Genomic DNA, 19694 nt, shown 5'->3' with positions numbered 1-19694 from the left:
AATATCTCGATACAAGTAAAACAAAAAGGCTCCTAATTCAGGAGCCTTGTTTATTCTTAAATCTATCTGAGCATTTGTTACGCTTGCTTTGCAACAATCGCGCGCACGGCTTCTAGGTCTTCGGGCGTATCAACCCCTGCCGCTGGTGCTTCTTTCGCTACCGCCACATGAATTTTTTCACCGTACCAAAGCACTCGCAGTTGCTCAAGACACTCAATCTGCTCTAATGCACTTGGTGCCCAATTGACATACGTATTAATGAAACCAGCTCGATAAGCATAAATACCAATATGACGCATTAATGGGTTGGCAATGGTTTTGTCTTGTTTAGCAAAGTTATCGCGATCCCAAGGGATGGTTGCTCGACTAAAGTACAACGCATAGCCTTGCTCATCTGCGACAACTTTAACAGCGTTCGGGTTGAACACGTCCTCTTCCGAGTCTATTTCTACAGCTAACGTCGCCATCGGGGCTTCACACCCAGATAAGTTATCAGCAACCTGACGAATGATGGACGGCGGAATCAAAGGCTCATCCCCTTGCACATTAACAATAATGTGGTCTGACGGAATAGCCATTTTTTCAACAACTTCTGCAAGACGCTCCGTACCTGATTCGTGGTGGGGAGAGGTCATACAAACTTTACCACCAAATGACGAAACCGCTTTCGCAACACGCTCGTCATCAGTTGCAACGATGACATCTTCCGCACCCGCTTGTAGCGCTTGTTCATAAACCCACTGAACCATAGGCTTACCACCAATATCCGCTAGCGGTTTACCAGGCAAACGGCTCGATGCGTAGCGCGAAGGGATGACAACCGTAAAAGACATTAGCGTCCCTCATCCATGCTCATAGTGCGAGCTTCAGGCTCTAGCAGAACTGGAATACCCTCTTTGATCGGGTAAGCAAGGCGATCCAATTTGCAGATCAACTCTTGATTATCTTTATCGTACGTCAGCTTACCTTTGCAAACAGGGCAAGCTACAATCTCAAGTAGACGGTGATCCATAAGCCGCTTTAACCTCTTTTATTCTATTTAAAATTTGCTCTGCATCGTTTGATTCAAACTGGGCAGATACAGGCAGATACCACCAATTATCTTGCGCATAATGGCTGCACTTGACGGCATCTTTCTCGGTCATAATCACATTGGTCCCTTGTTGAGCCAATGCTTCTAATTCTTGTTGATCAAAGTCTTGATGGTCAGCAAAACCTTTTGTGACTTTAACATCTGCGTCCATCGAGTTTAGTGTATGAAAAAAACGCGGAGGATGCCCAATGCCCGCAAATGCGACGAGATCTTTCAACTCCGAGACATCCACATGTTGCTTAGTCTTAAGATTAATAGCTTTAGAGGGTGCTAAAGCCATTGCGATTTCGCCCGTATGCGCTTGACCGCCATTGGTGATGATAAAGTCGACTTCTTTAAGTCGCTCAATACCTTCACGTAAAGGACCTAATGGAATCAGGCTTTCATTCCCAAACCGGCGATTCCCATCCACAATCACTAACTCAATATCACGGCCTAACGCATAATGTTGTAATCCATCATCCGTAATTATGATATCCACATCCAAATCTAGCAGTGCTTTCACTGCATTTGAACGCACAGGATCTACCGCAACAGGTGCTCCTGTACGGCGATGAATCAACTTAGGTTCATCGCCACAATGCTTCGCTGGCGTATCTTCTTTTAGCACTAACGGATAGGCAGGAGCCTTTGCCCCATAACCACGAGAAACAACCCCCGGCTTAAAGCCCATTTGCTGTAGTTGCTCAACAAGCCACACAACAACTGGTGTTTTACCATTGCCACCAGCAGTGATATTGCCAACCACAACAACAGGTATAGGCGCATTATAAGCTTGCTTGCGGCCAGTTTGGTATTGCTTTCGCTTTGACTTGCTTATCGCTCCAAATAATAAACTCAGTGGCCACAAAAGCGGCCACAAGAGGTATTTTATTGGATGGTTTTCAAACCAGATTTTTTCAATCACCGCGCTTATTCACCAAACTGAATACGGTGCAATTGTGCATACGCACCATTTTTCTCAATAAGCTCAGCGTGGTTGCCACGTTCAATGATGGCACCATCATCAACCACAAGAATTTCATCGGCTTTCTCGATTGTGGATAAGCGGTGCGCTATTACAAGTACCGTTTTGTCTTTTTGCAGCTCATCAAGTGCAGCTTGAATAGCTCGCTCGGATTCGGTATCCAAAGCCGAAGTTGCCTCATCAAGAATCAGCACTGGAGCATCACGCAATAGAGCTCGCGCAATCGCAACACGTTGGCGTTGACCACCAGACAAGCTAGCACCATTTTCACCAATCATGGTATCAAGTCCATCATCCATTTTGCCGATGAACTCCATCGCATGCGCGAGTGTTGCCGCTTTCTCGATATCACTGCGCTCGTATTGGCCATCCGTTGCGTACGCAATATTGTTTGCTATCGTGTCATTAAACAAATGAACATTTTGCGATACTAGTGCAAATTGCTGACGTAAATTCTTTAGCTCGTAATCACGAATATCATGCCCATCTAATGTGATAGATCCACTGTCAACATCATAGAAGCGGTTGAACAAGTTCGCGATGGTACTTTTACCTGAGCCAGAACGGCCAACTAGCGCCACCGTTTTTCCTCTTGGAATATCGAAGCTGACATTTTCCAATGCTGGTTTTTCTGCACCAGTGTAAGTAAAGCTTACGTTTTTAACTGAAACATCGCCATTTGCGCGTTCAACTGTCAACTTACCTTCGTTTTTCTCAGGCTCGAGGTCAATTAACGCGAAGAGCGTTTGGCTCGCGGCCATACCACGTTGGAACTGAGAAGTAACGTTAGTCAGCGCTTTAAGTGGGCGCATCAGACCAAACATTGCAGAGAACACAACAGTAAATGTACCTGGAGTCAGTTGCTCTTTAATCGAATCAATACTTGCTAAATAAAGAACGGCAACAATTGCAAGTGATGCAATCATTTGGATGATAGGGTTAGCCGCCGCTTGAGCCGTCACCAACTTCATACTTTGTTGACGCATTTGGTTGCTGACTTTTTCAAATCGTTTACGTTCGATGTCTTGGCCGCCATAGCTCAACACAACTTTATGGCCTTTCAGCATCTGCTCTGCTGATGCAGTTACGTTACCCATCATGGTCTGCATATTTTTGGATATTTTTCTAAAACGTTTAGAAACAACACCAATACCCCATGCTACAACGGGAGCAACAGCAAACAGCACTAGCGACAATTGCCAGCTGTTGTAAAACATCAAAACTAACAGACCAATGATACTTGCGCCTTCACGCACAATGCTCACCAACGCTTGGCTAGTTGCCGCTGATACTTGCTCTGAGTCGTAGGTTATACGCGACAATAAGTTGCCCGTCTTTTCCTTATCAAAGTAAGACACTGGCATATGCATAAAGTGATTGAACACCATGCGACGGACTTGCATAACTACGTTGCCAGATACCCAGCTCAAACAGTAGGTGGAGACAAATCCACTTATGCCACGGATGAACATCATGGCAAAAATAATCAATGGAAGCGTGCGTAAAAAATCAGATTCAGCGTTCCCAAAACCTTCATCGAGTAGTGGTTTTAGCAGGGAAATCATATAGGTATCTGATATAGCATTAATAACTAATGCAATGACTGCAACGACAAGACCTGACTTATAAAGGCGAATAAATTGCCATAGACGCTTAAACGTCTGCCAAGTCGTTTCATCAGTATTTATCGACATAGAAGTGCTTTATTTTCTTACATTAAGACTCTCATTCTACTCCCTTACGCAGCATCTGCCTATACCAAGGCTCAAATGTATCGCTACGTTTGGTTTCTGAGCGCCAATTATCACGGTGAATAAAGAAGCTTACCTGACCACCCTCACCAGTATCAAGCCAAGTAACGCCAAGCTTTCGGTATGAAGCAACGACATTTTCCGCTGGCATTCCCCATCGATTGTTTTTTGCTAAAGAAGCAACCGCCACACTCGGGCTCACCGCCTCGATAAATCGAGGATTCGATGAACTTTTACTCCCGTGGTGAGGGACTAGCATCACATCGCTTTGTAACTTTCCGGGTTCTCTAAGCAAAATCCACTCGCTAATGGCCTCAATATCACCAGTAAAAAGCATACTAAAGTTAGAAATAGGGTCAGTAAGTCGTAATACACAGGAGTGCGGATTATACGCACGTTGAACAAGTGCAGGAGGCCAGAGCACTTCCATGTTTAATCCTTGCCATTTCCATTGGTCGCCTCTAGTGCAAGGCTCATATTCGATAAAGAATTGACTACTAAGTTTACGCTGTGGAGAAAAGGCATCTTCAATGAAAAAGCGGCCGCCTGCGTGATCATTATCGGAATGGCTTAGAATCAGTGTATCTATGCTTTCATAACCTCGTTGATGCAAAACCGGAGTGACGACCTGCTCTGCGATACTGCCGCTTTGCCATGCTTTACCAGTGTCATACAGCAACACCTTGTCGTCTTTTTCTACAACCACTGCAAGGCCATGACCTACATCTAATACATCGATACGCCAATGCGGTTCATACTCCGCTGCAAACTTGATACTAATAACGATGCCGAGTAACAAATACCACGCGTACTGAGACATGAACCGTTGAAATATTAAGCAAACCACTATCACCATAACCAGCATTGTCATTTCCATGCTAATGGGTTGCCAAGAACCTACTGCGTACTGTATTGACGTGCTCAATGGCTGTAATGACCAGTCCACCAAATGCCACAGAGGCTTCGCTATCATTTCAAGAAACAAAGATGAGAACAGGGCTAGAAACATCAAAGGTACAACGATAAATCCGAACCAAGGAATAAATACCAAGTTGTAGGCTATTGAGGACAAACTAAAACCGGAGAAGAAATGGCCACTAACAGGTACGATTAAAGCGCTCAACATCAATTGAGTAAGCAATAACGCTTTTAATCGCGCTTTCCAACCTCCCCTTTGATGTCGAATCAAATTAATTGCGAACAATACCGCACAAACGGAGAGGTACGATAACCAAAAGCTCATACTGTAGGATGCAAAAGGTTGGACAAGCAGTTGTAGAGATACTGCAAGCAAAAGAACTCGCCAAGAAGTCCAGTGCACCAGAGTATACTTCAGGAGAACGTAAACAACGCATACCGACACTGCTCGCGTAGTAGGCAGAGAGAAATCCGCTAACCAAGCGTAGGCAACAGCGAAGATCAGCCCATATAAGCTAGGTAACAACTGGTATTGGGGTAATAGATAACGAACGGTACCGCCCACGACTAGCCCAAAAGTAAACGCCATACCAATATGTAAACCAGAAATGGAGACCAAATGCAGTAAACCACTGTCCCTGAGCGCTTGCCAATCTTCCTTAGACAACCAAGAACGGTCAGCAAAAACTAACGCACTTATTAACGAGAAATGATGAAGGGAAGACACATCATCAGCGACATCGGCAATAATGGATTGACGCAGAGATACATTAGAACGAACAATCCACTTAGCGTCTTTGTTGACAACCGCTCGGGCGATAATATTTTTACCCATCGCGTGCTTTTCAGCATCAAAGCCAGCTTCGTTGCGTAGACCTGTAATCGGCTTTAACGAGATGGATGTCGTAAACTCACTGTTAACATCGAGTGGAAAAGGCGTAATAAGACGGATTTTAGGTTTAAGAAAAGGTAACAGAGTTTGAGAATTTACCGCTTCTATAGCGACAATACCTTCATAACCGTGACTTATTTGCGTAAAAGGGCTGTCAACTTTACCAATTATGGTAATATTCTCCCCTGCTTGAAAAAGGGCTTGTCTCTGAGACTCCAATACATTGCCGTGGACGATGACAACCATAAAGCCCGCAATTGCGCCTATGCTAATTAAGCCACGACGTAATTTGATTATTGAGCCAGTGGTTATTATTCCCAGCAGCAACCAACGCCAATCTGGTATTGTCGGCCACCAAGCTGACGAGATTACGCTCGCTACAAATAACGCCAAGGTCCAACTTTTTTCTGAGAGAGTCATGCTGTCCTATGCCTAGAAAGCTGATAAAACGCTTCATGCCAGATCATGAATTGATCAAACGCCAAAAAGCATTGAAGGTCTTCGGCAATGTGTTGTACAACCCGAACTTGTGGTGCTTAAACCGCCGCTCGGCATCAGGGGCTTTTGCTGTCGGGTTATTTATGGCTTTTGTTCCGCTGCCGAGCCAAATGATCATGGCCGCTGGCTTGGCCATTATGTTGGGTGTCAATCTGCCCCTCTCCGTCGCTTTGGTATGGATCAGCAACCCTATCACTATGCCTGTGCTATTTTACTTTGCGTACAAGCTAGGTGCTCTAGTGATGCGTCTTCCCCCGCAACCTTTTCACTTTGAACTATCGTGGGAATTCATCATGCAGCAAATGAGTACCATTGGACCTCCATTTCTATTGGGCTGCGCAATTTGTGGGGTTGTATCCGCGATTATTGGCTACTTCGGAATTCGAGGGCTTTGGCGCTACTCAGTGGTACGGAGCTGGCAAAAACGCAAAATAAGATAAGACCTTACTGCGTAAAAATCAGCATTTGAGCTATCAGTTGAGGGGCATCTAACAGTTAGAATGAAACGCGATGTTACTCAAGTCGGATAAATACAAAAAAGGACCGAATTCGGTCCTTTTTTGTTTTTCGCATATTGTAAAACAATCAGCTATTTAGAACTCAGTACAGCCGCCGGATTCAACCTTGCGGCACGAGAAGCAGGATACCACGTCGCAAGTAAACTAAGCACTATCGCCGTCACTGACACCAATGCCACATCTGGCCAGTGTAGTTGTGATGGTAAGAAGTCGACGAAGTAAATATCGCCCGATAAAAACTGATGACCAATTAAGCTCTCTAACCCTTTAATTAACGGAGTCAGGTTTAACGCCACTAAGACACCGATAACACTGCCGACGAGACTGCCAAATACACCAGAGAATACACCTTGCCAAACAAAGATCCGTTTGATTAGGCTATCTTTTGCTCCCATTGTTCGCAAAATTGCGATTTCCGCCGCTCGGTCTTTCACTGCCATCATCAACGTAGACACAATATTAAAACATGCCACGCCAATCACCAGTACCATCACCAAGTACATAATGGTGCGCACGAGCTGAATATCGCGATACAAAAAACCAAACTTTTGCTGCCAGCTTTTCAAATACACATAAACATCAATCATGCTACCAACCTCGCGAACAATAGAAGGCGCATTGAGAACATCGTCAGTTTTTAGTGAAATGCCAGTGACCCCTTCCCCTAATCTCGCGTATTGCTGAGCATCCGCTAATGGTACTAACGCTAGAGAGTGGTCGATTTGGCCATTCAATGTTAAGAACCCTGACACCTTCACGCGCACTCGCTTAGGAGCCTGCACTTTATTTGCGCCGCCTGTTTGCGGAATCATCAACGTAACGTAATCCCCCACGGCGACATTTAGCTCGTTTGCTACACCTCGTCCTAAGATCACTTGCTGCTGACCGGCATAAAAGTTTTGCCAAGCTTCTTGGTCAATAAAATTCGATAAGCTCGACACCGCTTGCTCGAAAGTAGGCTCTACACCACGAACTTCTATCGCTTTTAGCTTACTGCCTTTTTCTGCCAAGCCCGTAAAACGAACGTACGGTGCTGCCGCAACAACATGTTCATGTTTTAGAGCTTGATTCATCGTTTTGGTGTAGTCATGAAGTGGTCCATTAACACCTTCTAACTCGCCGTGTGGGATCACAGACAACACACGCGATTGCAGCTCGCGCTCAAAGCCATTCATTGCAGACAAACCGATAATGATCACAGCAACGCCAACCGCAATACCAATAGTCGAAGAAAGCGATATGAAAGACACCATCTTGTTGCGCTTTTTCGCTCGACTGAAGCGACCACCAATCATCAAAGCTAAAGAGGTAAACAAAACTAGCCCTCCGCAGATGCTGTATCAGTCACAAAACGATCTACGAGCAAACCATCTTGCATGTGCATTTGACGATCCATTTTTGCTGCCAGCTCTTTGTCATGCGTGACAACCAAAAATGCAATGTTTGACTCTTTATTGAGCTCGCGCATCAAATCATAGATAGACAGTGCCGTATTGTGATCTAAGTTCCCCGTAGGTTCATCAGCCAAGACCAGATCAGGTTTATTCACCAATGCACGCGCAATCGCAACACGCTGACGCTCACCGCCCGATAACTCGGAGGGTCTATGTTGCATCCGATGACTCAAACCAACTTTATCTAACAGCGCTTTAGCCGCCTGTTTTGCATCCGCTACTTTAGCACCGCCAATCATCAGTGGCATCGCCACATTTTCAAGCGCAGTAAAGTCAGCCAACAAGTGATGAAACTGGTATACAAAACCAAGGTGCTTGTTGCGTAATGCCGCCTGTTTGTTCGAGCTCAAAGCTGATAGGTTTTGCCCTAGAAAATCAACTTCACCATGAGTTGCGTCATCTAACGCACCTAAAATATGCAATAAGGTACTTTTTCCCGAACCAGAAGAGCCAACAATAGAAACCAACTCCCCTTTGTCGATATCGAAACTTACGCCTTTCAACACTTCCGTATCTAACGAACCCTCTCGGTAGACTTTACGAATATCACGACATTCTAATAGCTTATTCATAGCGAAGTGCCTCAGCAGGTTTAACAGAAGATGCTCGATAAGAAGGATAAAGCGTAGCAGCAAGGCTAAGAGCAATCGCCAACACCACCACTAAAAGAATTTGCAGTGAATCAATCAAGATGGGTAGATGACCACCAAAGCTGAATAGCGCCACACCAGCAGATTCAAGAATCGCATTTAGATTAAGTGACAAGATCACGCCCGCAGCGCCACCAACAATCGCGCCAATTACACCACTGCTTGCACCTTGCACCATGAAAATGGTCATCACTTGAGATTGAGTCATGCCTTGAGTTTTCAATATTGCGACTTCTGATTGTTTCTCCATTACCACCATGATCAAAGCGGAGATAATATTGAATACAGCGACACCCACAATTAGACCTAGCATAAGTCCCATCATGTTCTTTTCCATTTTCACCGCTTGGAAAAGCTCACCACGCTGTTCGCGCCAATCACTCCATTCCCATCCATCAGGCATGGGTTGGTCAGCAAAATCCGTCACCATAAATGGGTCAGAGAAAAAGACACGCCAACCAGAAACCGTGTCTTTAGGGAAACGCATCAGCTTAGATGCATCCGTCATGTTCACAATCATTAATTGACCATCAACGTCCGATCCCGTATTGAAAATGCCTGAGACAGTGAAGTTTCGCTGGCTAGGAATACGACCAAGTGGGGTAAACTGCGTCGCGTTGGTCACCATCAAGCGTACTTTATCCCCGATTGAGACCTTTAGTGAACGCGCCAAACTGTGACCCAAAAATACATTGTAGTCACCTGCTTGAAGTGACGATAATCGTCCGGCAATCAAATGGTTGCTAATCGGATCGCCTTTCTTAGGTTCAATACCGATGAGGTAACCAGCCGTCAGCTGTGCAGAACTCTGAATAACAGCCTCTCCTCTAACGATAGGCTCCGGCTGAGATTCACTCGACATCGCTTGAACAAATGGAGGAGCAGACTCGGTCATAGGCGTTTTTCCATCGTGTTGCGAAACAACGGCATGAGGTAGCACACCTAAAATGCGTTCTTTTAACTGCGATTCAAACCCGTTCATCACAGAAAGAACCGTCACCAACGCCATTACACCGATCGTAATACCCGCCGTCGACATATAAGAAACAAATCGGCTGAACCTATCTCCAGAGCGTCCCCGAAGATACCTTAAGCCAATAAACAATGAGATAGGATGATACATATAAGACAAACCAACTGGTTGTTTTGATATAAAGCTTTAGCGGATTATCTTACCTTACTCTTCTCATTAAGAAGACAAGAGAATCGCTAAATTTGTCAACGACATGCAATAAGTCTGTATTTAGGGCAAAAAGTTCAAGGACAAATCAGCTAAACTTGATAACTTCATTCAGTTAGCGATAATCAGTGCCCTATTTCTCTTTGTTTGTTGAGTGAACAGGGAGCGCTCACTGGCAAAAGGATCGACTATATGACAGAGCAAGAATACTTTACCGTCCATCATAACCTCACCATCAACGTCGAAACGTTGAGTGCGGACTTTGCTTTGCCAGATGAAGAAACATTTGCCTCCGAAATTCCAGCACCATTTATTGTCGCCAGTGAATTTAGTCACTTAGATATGTTGGCAGACAACGCGCGTCTAGAGCTGAAAAACAAAGAGTTAAAGCATGTGATCAACTTGCTTGATACGCAAAACGCGAAACTTAACCTCTTGTTGAGCTTTATGCTTTCACAACAAGATGACGCCTCCATTCGATATCAAACGACGCAGTTTGGTGCTAGTCAACTCAGTTTCCGCTCAGATACAGCGTTAACTACTCAACAACTCGTTCGTGTTAAACTGTTCCTCGATCACCCTGCTGCGGCGATTTACTGTTACGCTCAAGTAGAAGAATGTGATGCTTCAGAGCAAGATTTCATTATCACGCTTAGATACAAGATGCTCCGAGAATCTGATCAAGATTTACTGATAAAGGCGGCACTGTATCAACAACAAAAACTTTTACGTCAGCGCTCGATGGAGCGAGATAAAAAATAATTCCTATGACAAAAGCAACGATTCTTTCCGTCACCAACCCTTCAGAGCGTGGCGACAAAAAACAGCTAGGTAATTTGCCGGGCGCAGCTCTACCTCTAGCCATTGCAGAGCTGGCCAAACAGCATTCGAGTCACTCGCTACTCGTTGTGCCTGACCCGCAAATTGCTTTAAAGCTTCAGGCAGAGATTGAGCAATTCACCGACCAAACGGTAAGCCTATTCCCCGACTGGGAAACGCTGCCTTACGATAACTTTTCTCCGCATCAAGAAATCATCTCTGAACGTATCGCACGCCTATACCAACTGCCAAGTCAACGTGATGGCATAACCATCGTCCCGGTCAGTACAGTATTGCAACGCCAATCGCCACGTGATTTTTTGTTGCAACACACTTTAATGGTGAAAACTGGTGATCGAATCTCGCTAGAGAAGTTACGTGTACAACTTGAAAATTCAGGCTACCGCCATGTAGATCAAGTATTTGGGCCAGGTGAATATGCAAGTCGTGGGTCTATTCTGGATCTCTTTCCTATGGGCAGCAATGACCCGTACCGCATCGACTTCTTTGATGATGAAATAGATACCATTCGCACGTTTGATCCAGAGAACCAACGCTCTATCGACGATATTCAGCAAATCCAATTGCTGCCTGCACATGAGTTCCCAACCACTAAAGAAGCGATTGAAGATTTCCGTACACGTTGGCGCACCCAGTTCGACGCACGCCGCGAGCCTGAATCAATCTACATGCAAGTGACCAAAGGCACGTGGCCCGCTGGTATTGAGTATTGGCAGCCGCTGTTTTTTGACCATACCGAGACTTTATTTGAATATTTGCCAGAAGACTCTCAAGTCATCACATATGGTGATATCGAATCTGCGGTCGATACTTTCTTAACCGATGTCGGATATCGATACGACCAGAAAAAAGTTGATCCGTTGCGTCCTCTTTTGACTCCTGAACAGCTTTGGTTGAAAAAAGACGAACTTTTCAGTCAACTAAAACAGCTCCCTATCGCTCAATTGAGCCTAGATAAAGTGGTTAAGCGTGCCGGTCGTCAAAACCTACCCGTACAATCGTTAGCCGAGCTTGGCGTTCAGCAACAAAATAAAGAGCCGCTCTCGCGCCTTCGTCAGTTTAGTGAGCAATTCAGCGGAAAAGTCGTTTTCTCGGTAGAGTCAGAAGGTCGTCGTGAAGCACTAACGGAGCTGTTGCAAGGCATCAAAGTTCGGCCAGTCGTACATGGCTCACTTTACCAAGCTCTAGACTCGGGAGATCGATTCAGCTTGATCTTAGGCGCAGCAGAGCATGGTTTCATTCACGAAGAGCTGAACTTCGCTCTGATCTGTGAAAGTGATCTACTCGGTGACCGTGTTATCCAGCGACGCCGCAAAGATAAAAAAGCCGTCAACAGTGACACCGTTATTCGCCACCTTGCGGAGTTAAAACCCGGTCAACCTGTGGTTCATATTGATCACGGTATTGGTCGCTACATCGGTTTACAAACACTTGAAGCCGGTGGCATGAAAACGGAATACGTCACCCTTGAGTATCAAAACGATGCCAAGCTCTACGTGCCAGTTTCATCACTGAATCTTATCAGCCGTTATTCTGGCGGCGCTGAAGAGAGTGCGCCACTGCATAAATTAGGTGGTGAAGCGTGGGCAAAAGCACGTCGTAAAGCGGCAGAAAAAGTGCGTGATGTCGCAGCAGAATTGCTGGATGTGTATGCTAAACGAGAATTAAAACCTGGCTTCAAATTTGAGCTAGATCGTGGGCAATACGCAACATTTAAAGCAACATTCCCGTTTGAAGAAACAGATGACCAAGCGATGGCCATCAATGCCGTATTGTCAGACATGTGCCAGGCAAAAGCGATGGATCGCTTAGTGTGTGGTGACGTGGGCTTTGGTAAAACGGAAGTCGCTATGCGCGCAGCATTTGTCGCAACGGATAACAGTAAACAGGTCGCCGTACTCGTACCAACAACCTTGCTTGCTCAGCAGCATTTCGAAAACTTCCGTGACCGTTTTGCCAACTTACCAATCCGAGTTGAAGTACTGTCTCGTTTTAAATCTGCCAAAGAACAAAAAGTCATTCTGCAAGACGTTGCCGATGGTAAAGTAGACATTGTCGTTGGTACGCATAAGCTGCTTTCGAGCGACATTAAATTCAAAGATTTAGGTTTGTTGATCGTTGATGAGGAACACCGCTTCGGGGTTCGTCAAAAAGAAAAAGTCAAAGCAATGCGTGCGGATGTGGACATTCTTACCCTCACCGCAACACCAATTCCACGCACACTGAATATGGCAATGAGTGGCATGCGAGACCTGTCGATCATCGCGACACCTCCTGCACGCCGTTTAGCCATTAAAACCTTTGTTCGACAAAAAGAAGAGCCAGTGGTCCGTGAAGCGGTACTGCGTGAAATTATGCGTGGTGGTCAGGTTTACTTCCTGCACAATCAGGTTGAAACCATTGAAAAAACGGCAGAAGACTTACAGAAACTCATCCCAGAGGCACGTATTACCGTGGCTCATGGTCAAATGCGCGAGCGCGAACTTGAGCGAATCATGAATGACTTCTACCATCAGCGCTTTAATGTGTTGGTGTGTACAACCATCATCGAAACCGGTATCGACGTACCAACGGCGAATACCATAATCATGGATCGTGCGGACAATCTTGGCTTGGCGCAGTTGCATCAATTACGTGGCCGTGTTGGACGTTCGCACCATCAAGCCTATGCTTACTTATTAACGCCACATCCAAAAGCCATGACCAAAGATGCCATCAAGCGTCTTGATGCGATTGCTTCACTGGAAGACTTAGGTGCTGGCTTTACGTTAGCAACCCACGATTTAGAAATCCGTGGTGCTGGTGAGCTGCTTGGTGATGAGCAAAGTGGGCAAATTCAATCCGTTGGTTTTACACTTTATATGGAAATGCTGGAACAAGCAGTGCAAGCATTAAAAGAAGGCAAGGAGCCGTCTTTGGATGAGCTGCTTCGTGAGCAAACTGAAGTGGAAATGCGAATCCCAGCGCTCTTACCAGATGGTTACATTCCGGATGTAAACACACGACTGTCGATGTACAAACGCATTGCGAGTGTCACAAGCAGTGATGAACTATCAGAGCTAAAAGTGGAACTGATTGATCGCTTTGGTTTGCTTCCAGACGCAACAAAGAACTTACTTGCCGTCTCAGAATTGAAAATTTCGGCTGGTAGTTTAAAAGCGAAAAAGATAGAAGCCCATGATAAAGGTGGATTTATCGAGTTTTACCCTGATGCTGACATAAATCCAGCGTATTTAGTTAAACTGCTGCAATCACAGCCGCAAAAATTTGCAATGGAAGGTCCAACTAAGTTCAAGTTTAGCGTACCATTGGTGGACCGACGTAAACGCATTCAGTTTGTTCAAGACTTACTGAATGATTTTAAACAGAATTTATTACCAACGAGCTAATAGTCGAATGAGAATACTGATCCCGTTATTGCTTCTATGTGTCTCAATGCCCTCTTGGGCACAGCGCCAATTTGATATTGAAGTGATCATTTTCAAGCGAGCAGTCGACGCTGAAAGCACAACAGAATCTTGGCCGAATCAACTGCCAAAAATCGATATGGAAAATGTCGGTAGCCTAGAGAGTGAATCCTACCGCCGCTCTAAAGGCGTGACACTTTTGCCAAGTTCTTCTTTCCGTCTCAACGCGCAAGAAGCGGCACTAAATAATCATGCCGGCTTTAAAGTGCTTAAACACGTAGCCTGGCGTCAAGGTGACCGAGGTAAATCTAGCGCCCCAATTTTCCGCATCGTTGGCGGGCGAGATTTCTCTGATTCTTATCAAGCAGATGGCCGCCCAATCAATGGCAATCAAACATTTTCCAGCGACGGTTACAGTGAAGAGACGGTCAATGGTCCTTTATATGAACTAGATGGTCGATTCCAAATATACGTACAGCATTACCTCTTCGCCGAAACAACACTAGATCTCCGCGAACCAAGTGTTAGAGAGGTGCGTTTTGAACCAACCTCAACTGAGCAATTGGCGGATGACTTAGGTGAAGTCGATGGTAACGTCCAAGTCGGTAACTTGGCAGAAATATCGCCGACAGTAACCGAAGAGAAATTCCTGAAGAGTTATCGAATGGATCAAAAACGTCGTATGCGTAGCAGCGAGACTCATTACCTAGATAACCCGTTGATGGGTATGATCATTCAAGTTCGTCGGGTTCGATAAGCACGAGCGGTTCGACAAAGCGCAGCAAAGCTGCGCTTTGTTTTTATCTGCTATACCTCAGTTATTCCTAACCAACGCAGAGCAAGGAAAATAGCTGCGTTCAAGTATAAATAGACAGCTTTCAATTTACTTACACTCAACATGGAAGTCGTATTAGTTCATGAGTCCAGACTTTGAAATCATTGCGCCCCGCTTAGCGCTCAAGCTCATCCCTGCTGAAGAAGCACATTCACTACAACGATTACTTGCAGAATCCCCTTCGCTGCACCAATGGCTTGACTGGTGTGATAAAAACGTCACATTGAAAACCGCGCAGGACTTTCTGTTGGCAACCCGTCTTAACTGGGTCAAAACTGAGGCTTTTGGTTTCGGTATCTATGAGCGGCAAAGTAACACTTTGGTTGGAATGGCAGCGGTTAATGAGTTATATCATACGTTTAATATGGCGAGTATTGGTTACTGGGTTGCCGACCGCTATCAACGGCAAGGCTATGCCCAAGAAGCCGTTAAAGCCTTAGCAGAATTCTGCTTCGCAAAGCTAAGTTTAACTCGACTAGAGATTGTTTGTGACCCCGACAACGAAGCTAGCCAAGCCTTAATTGAGTCCGTCGGTGCACAAAAAGAAGCCATCGCCAGAAACCGGTTTATTTTTCAGGGTAAGCCTAAAGATGGCGTTGTGTTCTCACTTTTACCGACAGATCTAACATAAACAAAAAGCCACCGACTTGTGGTGGCTTCTGCATTTTTTAAGATACAACACATCCACACAGAGTGGATTTAAAACCTTAGTGCAGCTTAAGGTTTGGACGCAGCACGCGATTAATGCGGCCGACGAGCATCATCAGACCGGTTTTGAATACACCGTGCAACGCCATTAGGTGCATGCGATACAATGAGATGTAAACGACACGAGCAATACGGCCTTCTACCATCATCGACCCTTTAGTTAGGTTCCCCATCAGACTACCAACGGTTGAGAAGCGACTTAGAGACACTAATGAACCGTGATCTTTATATACATAGTCTTTCAACTCGCGCCCGTTGATCTTCGCGACGATGTTACTAAATGCCTGGCTTGCCATTTGGTGTGCAGCTTGAGCGCGTGGCGGCACGAACGAACCGTCAGACTGGGTGCATTGTGCTAAGTCACCAATAACAAAGATGTCATCATCTCGTGTTGTCTGTAGTGTGTTTTTCACTACAAGCTGATTGATACGGTTCGTTTCTAAGCCAGCGATATCTTTAATAAAGTCTGGAGCTTTGATACCCGCAGCCCAAACCATGATTTGAGCTGGGATCTTCTCACCATCTTTTGTAGTAAGGCCATCTTTTTCAGCTTTAGTCACCATAGTGGCGGTGCGCACGTTTACGCCCAACTTCACCAACTCTTGATGAGCAGCAGAAGAAATACGTGGAGGTAACGCTGGTAAAATACGCTCACCTGCTTCAATCAGATTGACGTTCAACTTGCTAGAATCAAGATCACCGAAGCCATAAGTGCGCAGCTCTTTAACAGCATTATGTAACTCAGCTGATAGTTCAACGCCAGTTGCACCAGCACCAACAATCGCAATATCGACCGTACCGTTACCGTTTTTCGCGTGCAGCTTTAGGAACTCGTTGTTCATTTCTGTACGGAAACGGTGTGCTTGCTCAGGGCTGTCTAGGAAAATACAGTTTTCACGAACGCCAGGCGTGTTGAAGTCGTTTGATGTCGAGCCAATCGCCATCACTAGAATGTCGTATTCTAGCTCACGGCTTGGCATAAGAAGTTCACCGTGTTCGTCTTTAAGCTCACTTAAGATGATCACTTTACGTTCACGGTCGATGTCTTGAAGGCTACCCATTTGGAAGTCGAAGCTGTGGTTTTTTGCATGAGCTCGATAGCTCAGTGCATCTACTCCTTCGTCCAAAGAACCTGTAGCAACCTCATGCAATAATGGCTTCCACAAGTGGCTCGCTTTTCGATCGACTAGCGTAATTTGCGCACGGTTTTTGCGACCTAGAGTTCGACCAAGCTTAGTTGCCAACTCAAGACCACCTGCACCGCCGCCTACAACGATAATGCGTGTCACAATGATTTTCCTCTACAAAAATGAATATATGGGGTTCAGCTCGATGCATGACTCACAAATATTTGTGGCATCCATCCAACCGATGAATTCTTGGTTCTTAGAGGTGTCTCAATTACTTGGATTAAAAAACTGCCATTCACCTTGATTCTTTATCTATCAATGACTTGTCAGGGTTTGGCATGTTTATCTGGTACGCATACGACGCCAGAATTTTTTGGGCAAGTTTATTACTCGCTCTCAATTTTTTTTGATATTTATCAAATTATTTTAGTCCGGTTCATTATATAGAGACCAACTTTGAAGGCAACCAAAATCCGTGTAACGAGTACGGATTGACTACTTTTCGACTACTCTACAACAAGGTGTTCGTGCTACATAGGAGGGAAGTAAGAAAACGGTAAGGAGAACACAATATTCAAAGCGTTAAACCAAGAAAATGTGCCTTTCAAAGAGACAGTGGCTCGGCATACTCAAGAGAAGGAATCGCAGCAAAGCAGCCGATAAAAACGCCGCTTTACTGTCTACACTCAACATTAATAAGTATTTTTAAATACCTTTATCGCTTGTAAATGATGAGAGATTTTTTTGAACTTATGAGACTGAGTTTCATCCCAAATGATTTGATAGTGTTTTCCTAACTCAGCTGCCGTTTTCGAATTGTCATGCACTTCATCATCTTTAGAGAGAATCACTAAGCAGTGCGCTTGGTTTTTCGCTCGGAACTGATCAACACATTTTGTTGCGATATCTTCGTACTCTTCTGGGCGATCGATTCGACCAGCCATCGTTTTTTCTGGGTGCAAGTTCGGGTTGAACATCACTTGCTTGATACCGCATAGAAAACCAATTCGCTCAGACCAGTAACCACCTAAACCTACCCCACAGATTAACGGGTTTGGGTCATCAGATTGATCGATAACTTTAGACACTTCTTTTAACAAGTGTTGCATGTCGTGCTTTGGGTGAAGGGTGCTGTAATTGATAAAACGAACGTCTTCGTCGATAAATTGCAGTTGAAGAACTTTTTCGTGGTTACCCGGGCTTGTACTGTCAAAGCCGTGTAAGTAAATAATCATCTGTACCTCTCCCTGTGTGTATCTGGTACTTTTATTAAAACTACCACTATTTCCTTACTATTAAAGGGGAAAATATCACGAGTTCTCAAAACAGTGATCTTCCATACACAATGAGCCTTTCAACTCATACGCACTGTTTAAGTATTGTTCACCTCCCCACAATTTATAGGCAAGTAGATACCAGAGCATCGCCATCACCAAGGTTCTTGGTTGCCAAGCGTGTACACCTCTCAGCCAAAGAGACACATCTTCGATACCTCGAATTTGGCAATACTGCTTTACCGCTTCTTCCACAGGCGCATTCGCGACCTGAATAGTTAAGGTCAAATCAAGCCTAGGGTCAGCAATCCCGGCATACTCCCAATCAATGACTTTCACCCCATTCTCTCCTCGCACTAGGTTATAACACCCCAGATCGAAGTGACATAGGGCAAGTGGAACAGGTGCAACGTTCGGTTCCGTGCGCCACTTCATGTACAAAGCATCAAACTCCGTACCCACATACTGACCATCAAGCTCAAGCCAATAATGATCGATGCGAGAAATATATGAAAATGGAACCAAAGGAATTGCGCTTATCGGATATTGATGAATCTTCGCCGCAATGGATAATAAATCGCTTAGTGCTAAGCCTGACTCCGTCAGCGCCTCTCCTTTTATCCATTCCACCAGCAACCCTTGCTCATGAATAAAAACTGGCTTGGGGCCAATTTCCAATGAAGAGACTGCATTCAGCACTTGATATTCACTGTGACGAGAAATTGAAAAAGCCTTGCAGACATGACTGGTCGGTCGCCAGATGTATGCAAGGCCTTGAGAAGATTCCAACCGCCAACAGCGGTTGGTTAGCCCCCCGGTAACAGTTTGTACTTTTACCGGAGGCTCCGTAAAGAAGCCATCGAGAGCGTTAAGACTCGGATCTAACTGTTTTGCTTGTTGCCAAGAAAACCATGCCATTGATGACTTCTCCACCCTGTTCGATTAAAGACCGAATAGGCTCTTAGATTGCGCTTTACGAATTTCAGTTTCATCCGCCCACTCAATCAAACCTGTTTCTAGGTCCATTAGGCGCATGGTCATCTTGTAGTATACATCTTTATCGCTACCTGCATTTTTCACAATGCTAGATAGGTTGCCGTAAAGCATGTATTGAGCACCAACCATTTTACCAAATTGGATCGCTGTGCTTTGGTTAACAAGCTCATCCGTGTTTTGGAAGTTAAGTTGTTCACGCACAGACTCAACACGATCCATATCAACAAAGCGGAACTTACCTGAGTTCAACATCTTAGTAGAGATCGTGTCAGTAATGGATTCAGTGTCAATATGTTCACTGGTTTTGTTCTTAATTCGCTCAACAAAAACGATAGGACGTTGGTCACGAGTAATTGCTGCTACAGAGCCCGACATCATCATGCTATCCACCATTTCAGCCGCGATTTTTTGTAAATCTGTTGAGCCAAAATCGATAGTCGTGGTTTCTGTTGCTTGCGCATCGCCGTAAGAGACTTTGTTAGAACAGCCACCTAAAATGACGGCAAGACCTAAAAGAGCAATAATACTTTTTTTCATGAGAGTTCCTTAGTTTTTCAATACCAGCGCATCGTTAGCGCGGCAG

Annotated in this window: 17 protein-coding genes; 5 read left to right on the top strand and 12 right to left on the bottom strand. The window is 45.0% G+C overall.

Translation table 11 applies throughout. The features are described from left to right. Positions 1 to 77: 77 nt before the first annotated feature. The 5 genes from kdsB to R7O12_RS12525 are packed head-to-tail and all read right to left on the bottom strand — an operon-like array spanning position 78 to position 6041. Positions 78 to 833 (bottom strand): 3-deoxy-manno-octulosonate cytidylyltransferase, encoded by a 756-nt coding sequence (kdsB, locus tag R7O12_RS12545; protein ID WP_318125890.1) that lies wholly within the window; start codon positions 831 to 833, stop codon positions 78 to 80. Further along, positions 833 to 1012: a Trm112 family protein gene (locus R7O12_RS12540; protein ID WP_005378451.1), complete on the bottom strand. Its 180-nt coding sequence runs from the start codon at positions 1010 to 1012 to the stop codon at positions 833 to 835. The genes kdsB and R7O12_RS12540 overlap by 1 nt, the downstream gene beginning before the upstream one ends. Then, positions 993 to 2000 (bottom strand): tetraacyldisaccharide 4'-kinase, encoded by a 1008-nt coding sequence (gene lpxK / locus R7O12_RS12535; RefSeq protein WP_065274294.1) that lies wholly within the window; start codon positions 1998 to 2000, stop codon positions 993 to 995. Before lpxK ends, R7O12_RS12540 begins: the two co-directional genes overlap by 20 nt. Positions 2001 to 2005: 5 nt before the next feature. Continuing rightward, complete coding sequence (gene msbA, locus R7O12_RS12530) at positions 2006 to 3754, bottom strand: lipid A ABC transporter ATP-binding protein/permease MsbA (RefSeq protein WP_042522131.1); 1749 nt, start codon at positions 3752 to 3754, stop codon at positions 2006 to 2008. 31 nt (positions 3755 to 3785) lie between these two features. Continuing rightward, positions 3786 to 6041, bottom strand: a complete 2256-nt coding sequence (locus tag R7O12_RS12525) for a DNA internalization-related competence protein ComEC/Rec2 (protein WP_042522133.1) — start codon at positions 6039 to 6041, stop codon at positions 3786 to 3788. A gap of 8 nt (positions 6042 to 6049) precedes the next feature. Between R7O12_RS12525 and R7O12_RS12520 the strand changes: the two genes are divergently transcribed. Beyond that, complete coding sequence (locus R7O12_RS12520) at positions 6050 to 6559, top strand: DUF2062 domain-containing protein (protein WP_005387834.1); 510 nt, start codon at positions 6050 to 6052, stop codon at positions 6557 to 6559. A 149-nt stretch (positions 6560 to 6708) separates the two neighbouring features. On the opposite strand, the gene lolE is transcribed toward R7O12_RS12520, so the two are convergent. The 3 genes from lolE to lolC are packed head-to-tail and all read right to left on the bottom strand — an operon-like array spanning position 6709 to position 9864. Continuing rightward, on the bottom strand, positions 6709 to 7953 hold the full coding sequence (lolE, locus tag R7O12_RS12515; protein WP_017820016.1) for a lipoprotein-releasing ABC transporter permease subunit LolE: 1245 nt from the start codon (positions 7951 to 7953) through the stop codon (positions 6709 to 6711). 2 nt (positions 7954 to 7955) lie between these two features. Further along, a complete protein-coding gene (lolD, locus tag R7O12_RS12510; protein WP_005378457.1) occupies positions 7956 to 8663 on the bottom strand; it encodes a lipoprotein-releasing ABC transporter ATP-binding protein LolD in 708 nt (235 codons plus the stop codon). Further along, positions 8656 to 9864, bottom strand: coding sequence for a lipoprotein-releasing ABC transporter permease subunit LolC (gene lolC, locus R7O12_RS12505; RefSeq protein WP_318125888.1), 1209 nt, complete (start codon positions 9862 to 9864; stop codon positions 8656 to 8658). Before lolC ends, lolD begins: the two co-directional genes overlap by 8 nt. A 249-nt stretch (positions 9865 to 10113) precedes the next feature. On the opposite strand from lolC, the gene R7O12_RS12500 reads away from it, so the two are divergent. The 4 genes from R7O12_RS12500 to R7O12_RS12485 all read left to right on the top strand — a co-directional run bounded on the left by R7O12_RS12500 (position 10114) and on the right by R7O12_RS12485 (position 15634). Next, positions 10114 to 10683 carry a hypothetical protein gene (locus R7O12_RS12500; protein WP_017634743.1) on the top strand — a complete coding sequence of 190 codons (570 nt, stop codon included), beginning with the start codon at positions 10114 to 10116 and terminating at the stop codon, positions 10681 to 10683. 5 nt (positions 10684 to 10688) lie between these two features. Continuing rightward, on the top strand, positions 10689 to 14150 hold the full coding sequence (gene mfd / locus R7O12_RS12495; protein WP_318125887.1) for a transcription-repair coupling factor: 3462 nt from the start codon (positions 10689 to 10691) through the stop codon (positions 14148 to 14150). A gap of 7 nt (positions 14151 to 14157) precedes the next feature. Further along, entirely contained in the window at positions 14158 to 14925 is a 768-nt protein-coding gene (locus R7O12_RS12490; RefSeq protein ID WP_021707672.1) for a peptidoglycan binding protein CsiV, read from the top strand. A gap of 160 nt (positions 14926 to 15085) precedes the next feature. Next, a complete protein-coding gene (locus R7O12_RS12485) occupies positions 15086 to 15634 on the top strand; it encodes a GNAT family N-acetyltransferase (RefSeq protein ID WP_005387823.1) in 549 nt (182 codons plus the stop codon). A 76-nt stretch (positions 15635 to 15710) separates the two neighbouring features. Here the strand turns inward: R7O12_RS12485 and R7O12_RS12480 are convergent, their stop codons facing one another. The 4 genes from R7O12_RS12480 to lpoB form a co-directional block, all read right to left on the bottom strand. Beyond that, on the bottom strand, positions 15711 to 17000 hold the full coding sequence (locus tag R7O12_RS12480) for an NAD(P)/FAD-dependent oxidoreductase (protein ID WP_005378463.1): 1290 nt from the start codon (positions 16998 to 17000) through the stop codon (positions 15711 to 15713). Between the two features lie 533 nt (positions 17001 to 17533). Then, entirely contained in the window at positions 17534 to 18076 is a 543-nt protein-coding gene (gene ycfP, locus R7O12_RS12475) for an alpha/beta hydrolase YcfP (RefSeq protein ID WP_206955014.1), read from the bottom strand. 75 nt (positions 18077 to 18151) lie between these two features. Further along, positions 18152 to 19033, bottom strand: a complete 882-nt coding sequence (gene thiK, locus R7O12_RS12470) for a thiamine kinase (RefSeq protein ID WP_318105643.1) — start codon at positions 19031 to 19033, stop codon at positions 18152 to 18154. A 24-nt stretch (positions 19034 to 19057) separates the two neighbouring features. Further along, entirely contained in the window at positions 19058 to 19648 is a 591-nt protein-coding gene (lpoB, locus tag R7O12_RS12465; RefSeq protein WP_005378467.1) for a penicillin-binding protein activator LpoB, read from the bottom strand. Between the last annotated feature and the right edge of the window lie 46 nt (positions 19649 to 19694).

The organism is Vibrio sp. Vb1574, from assembly GCF_033338675.1.
The sequence above is the reverse complement of the archived record's forward strand: the minus strand, read 5'-3'. Positions and strand labels throughout refer to the sequence as shown.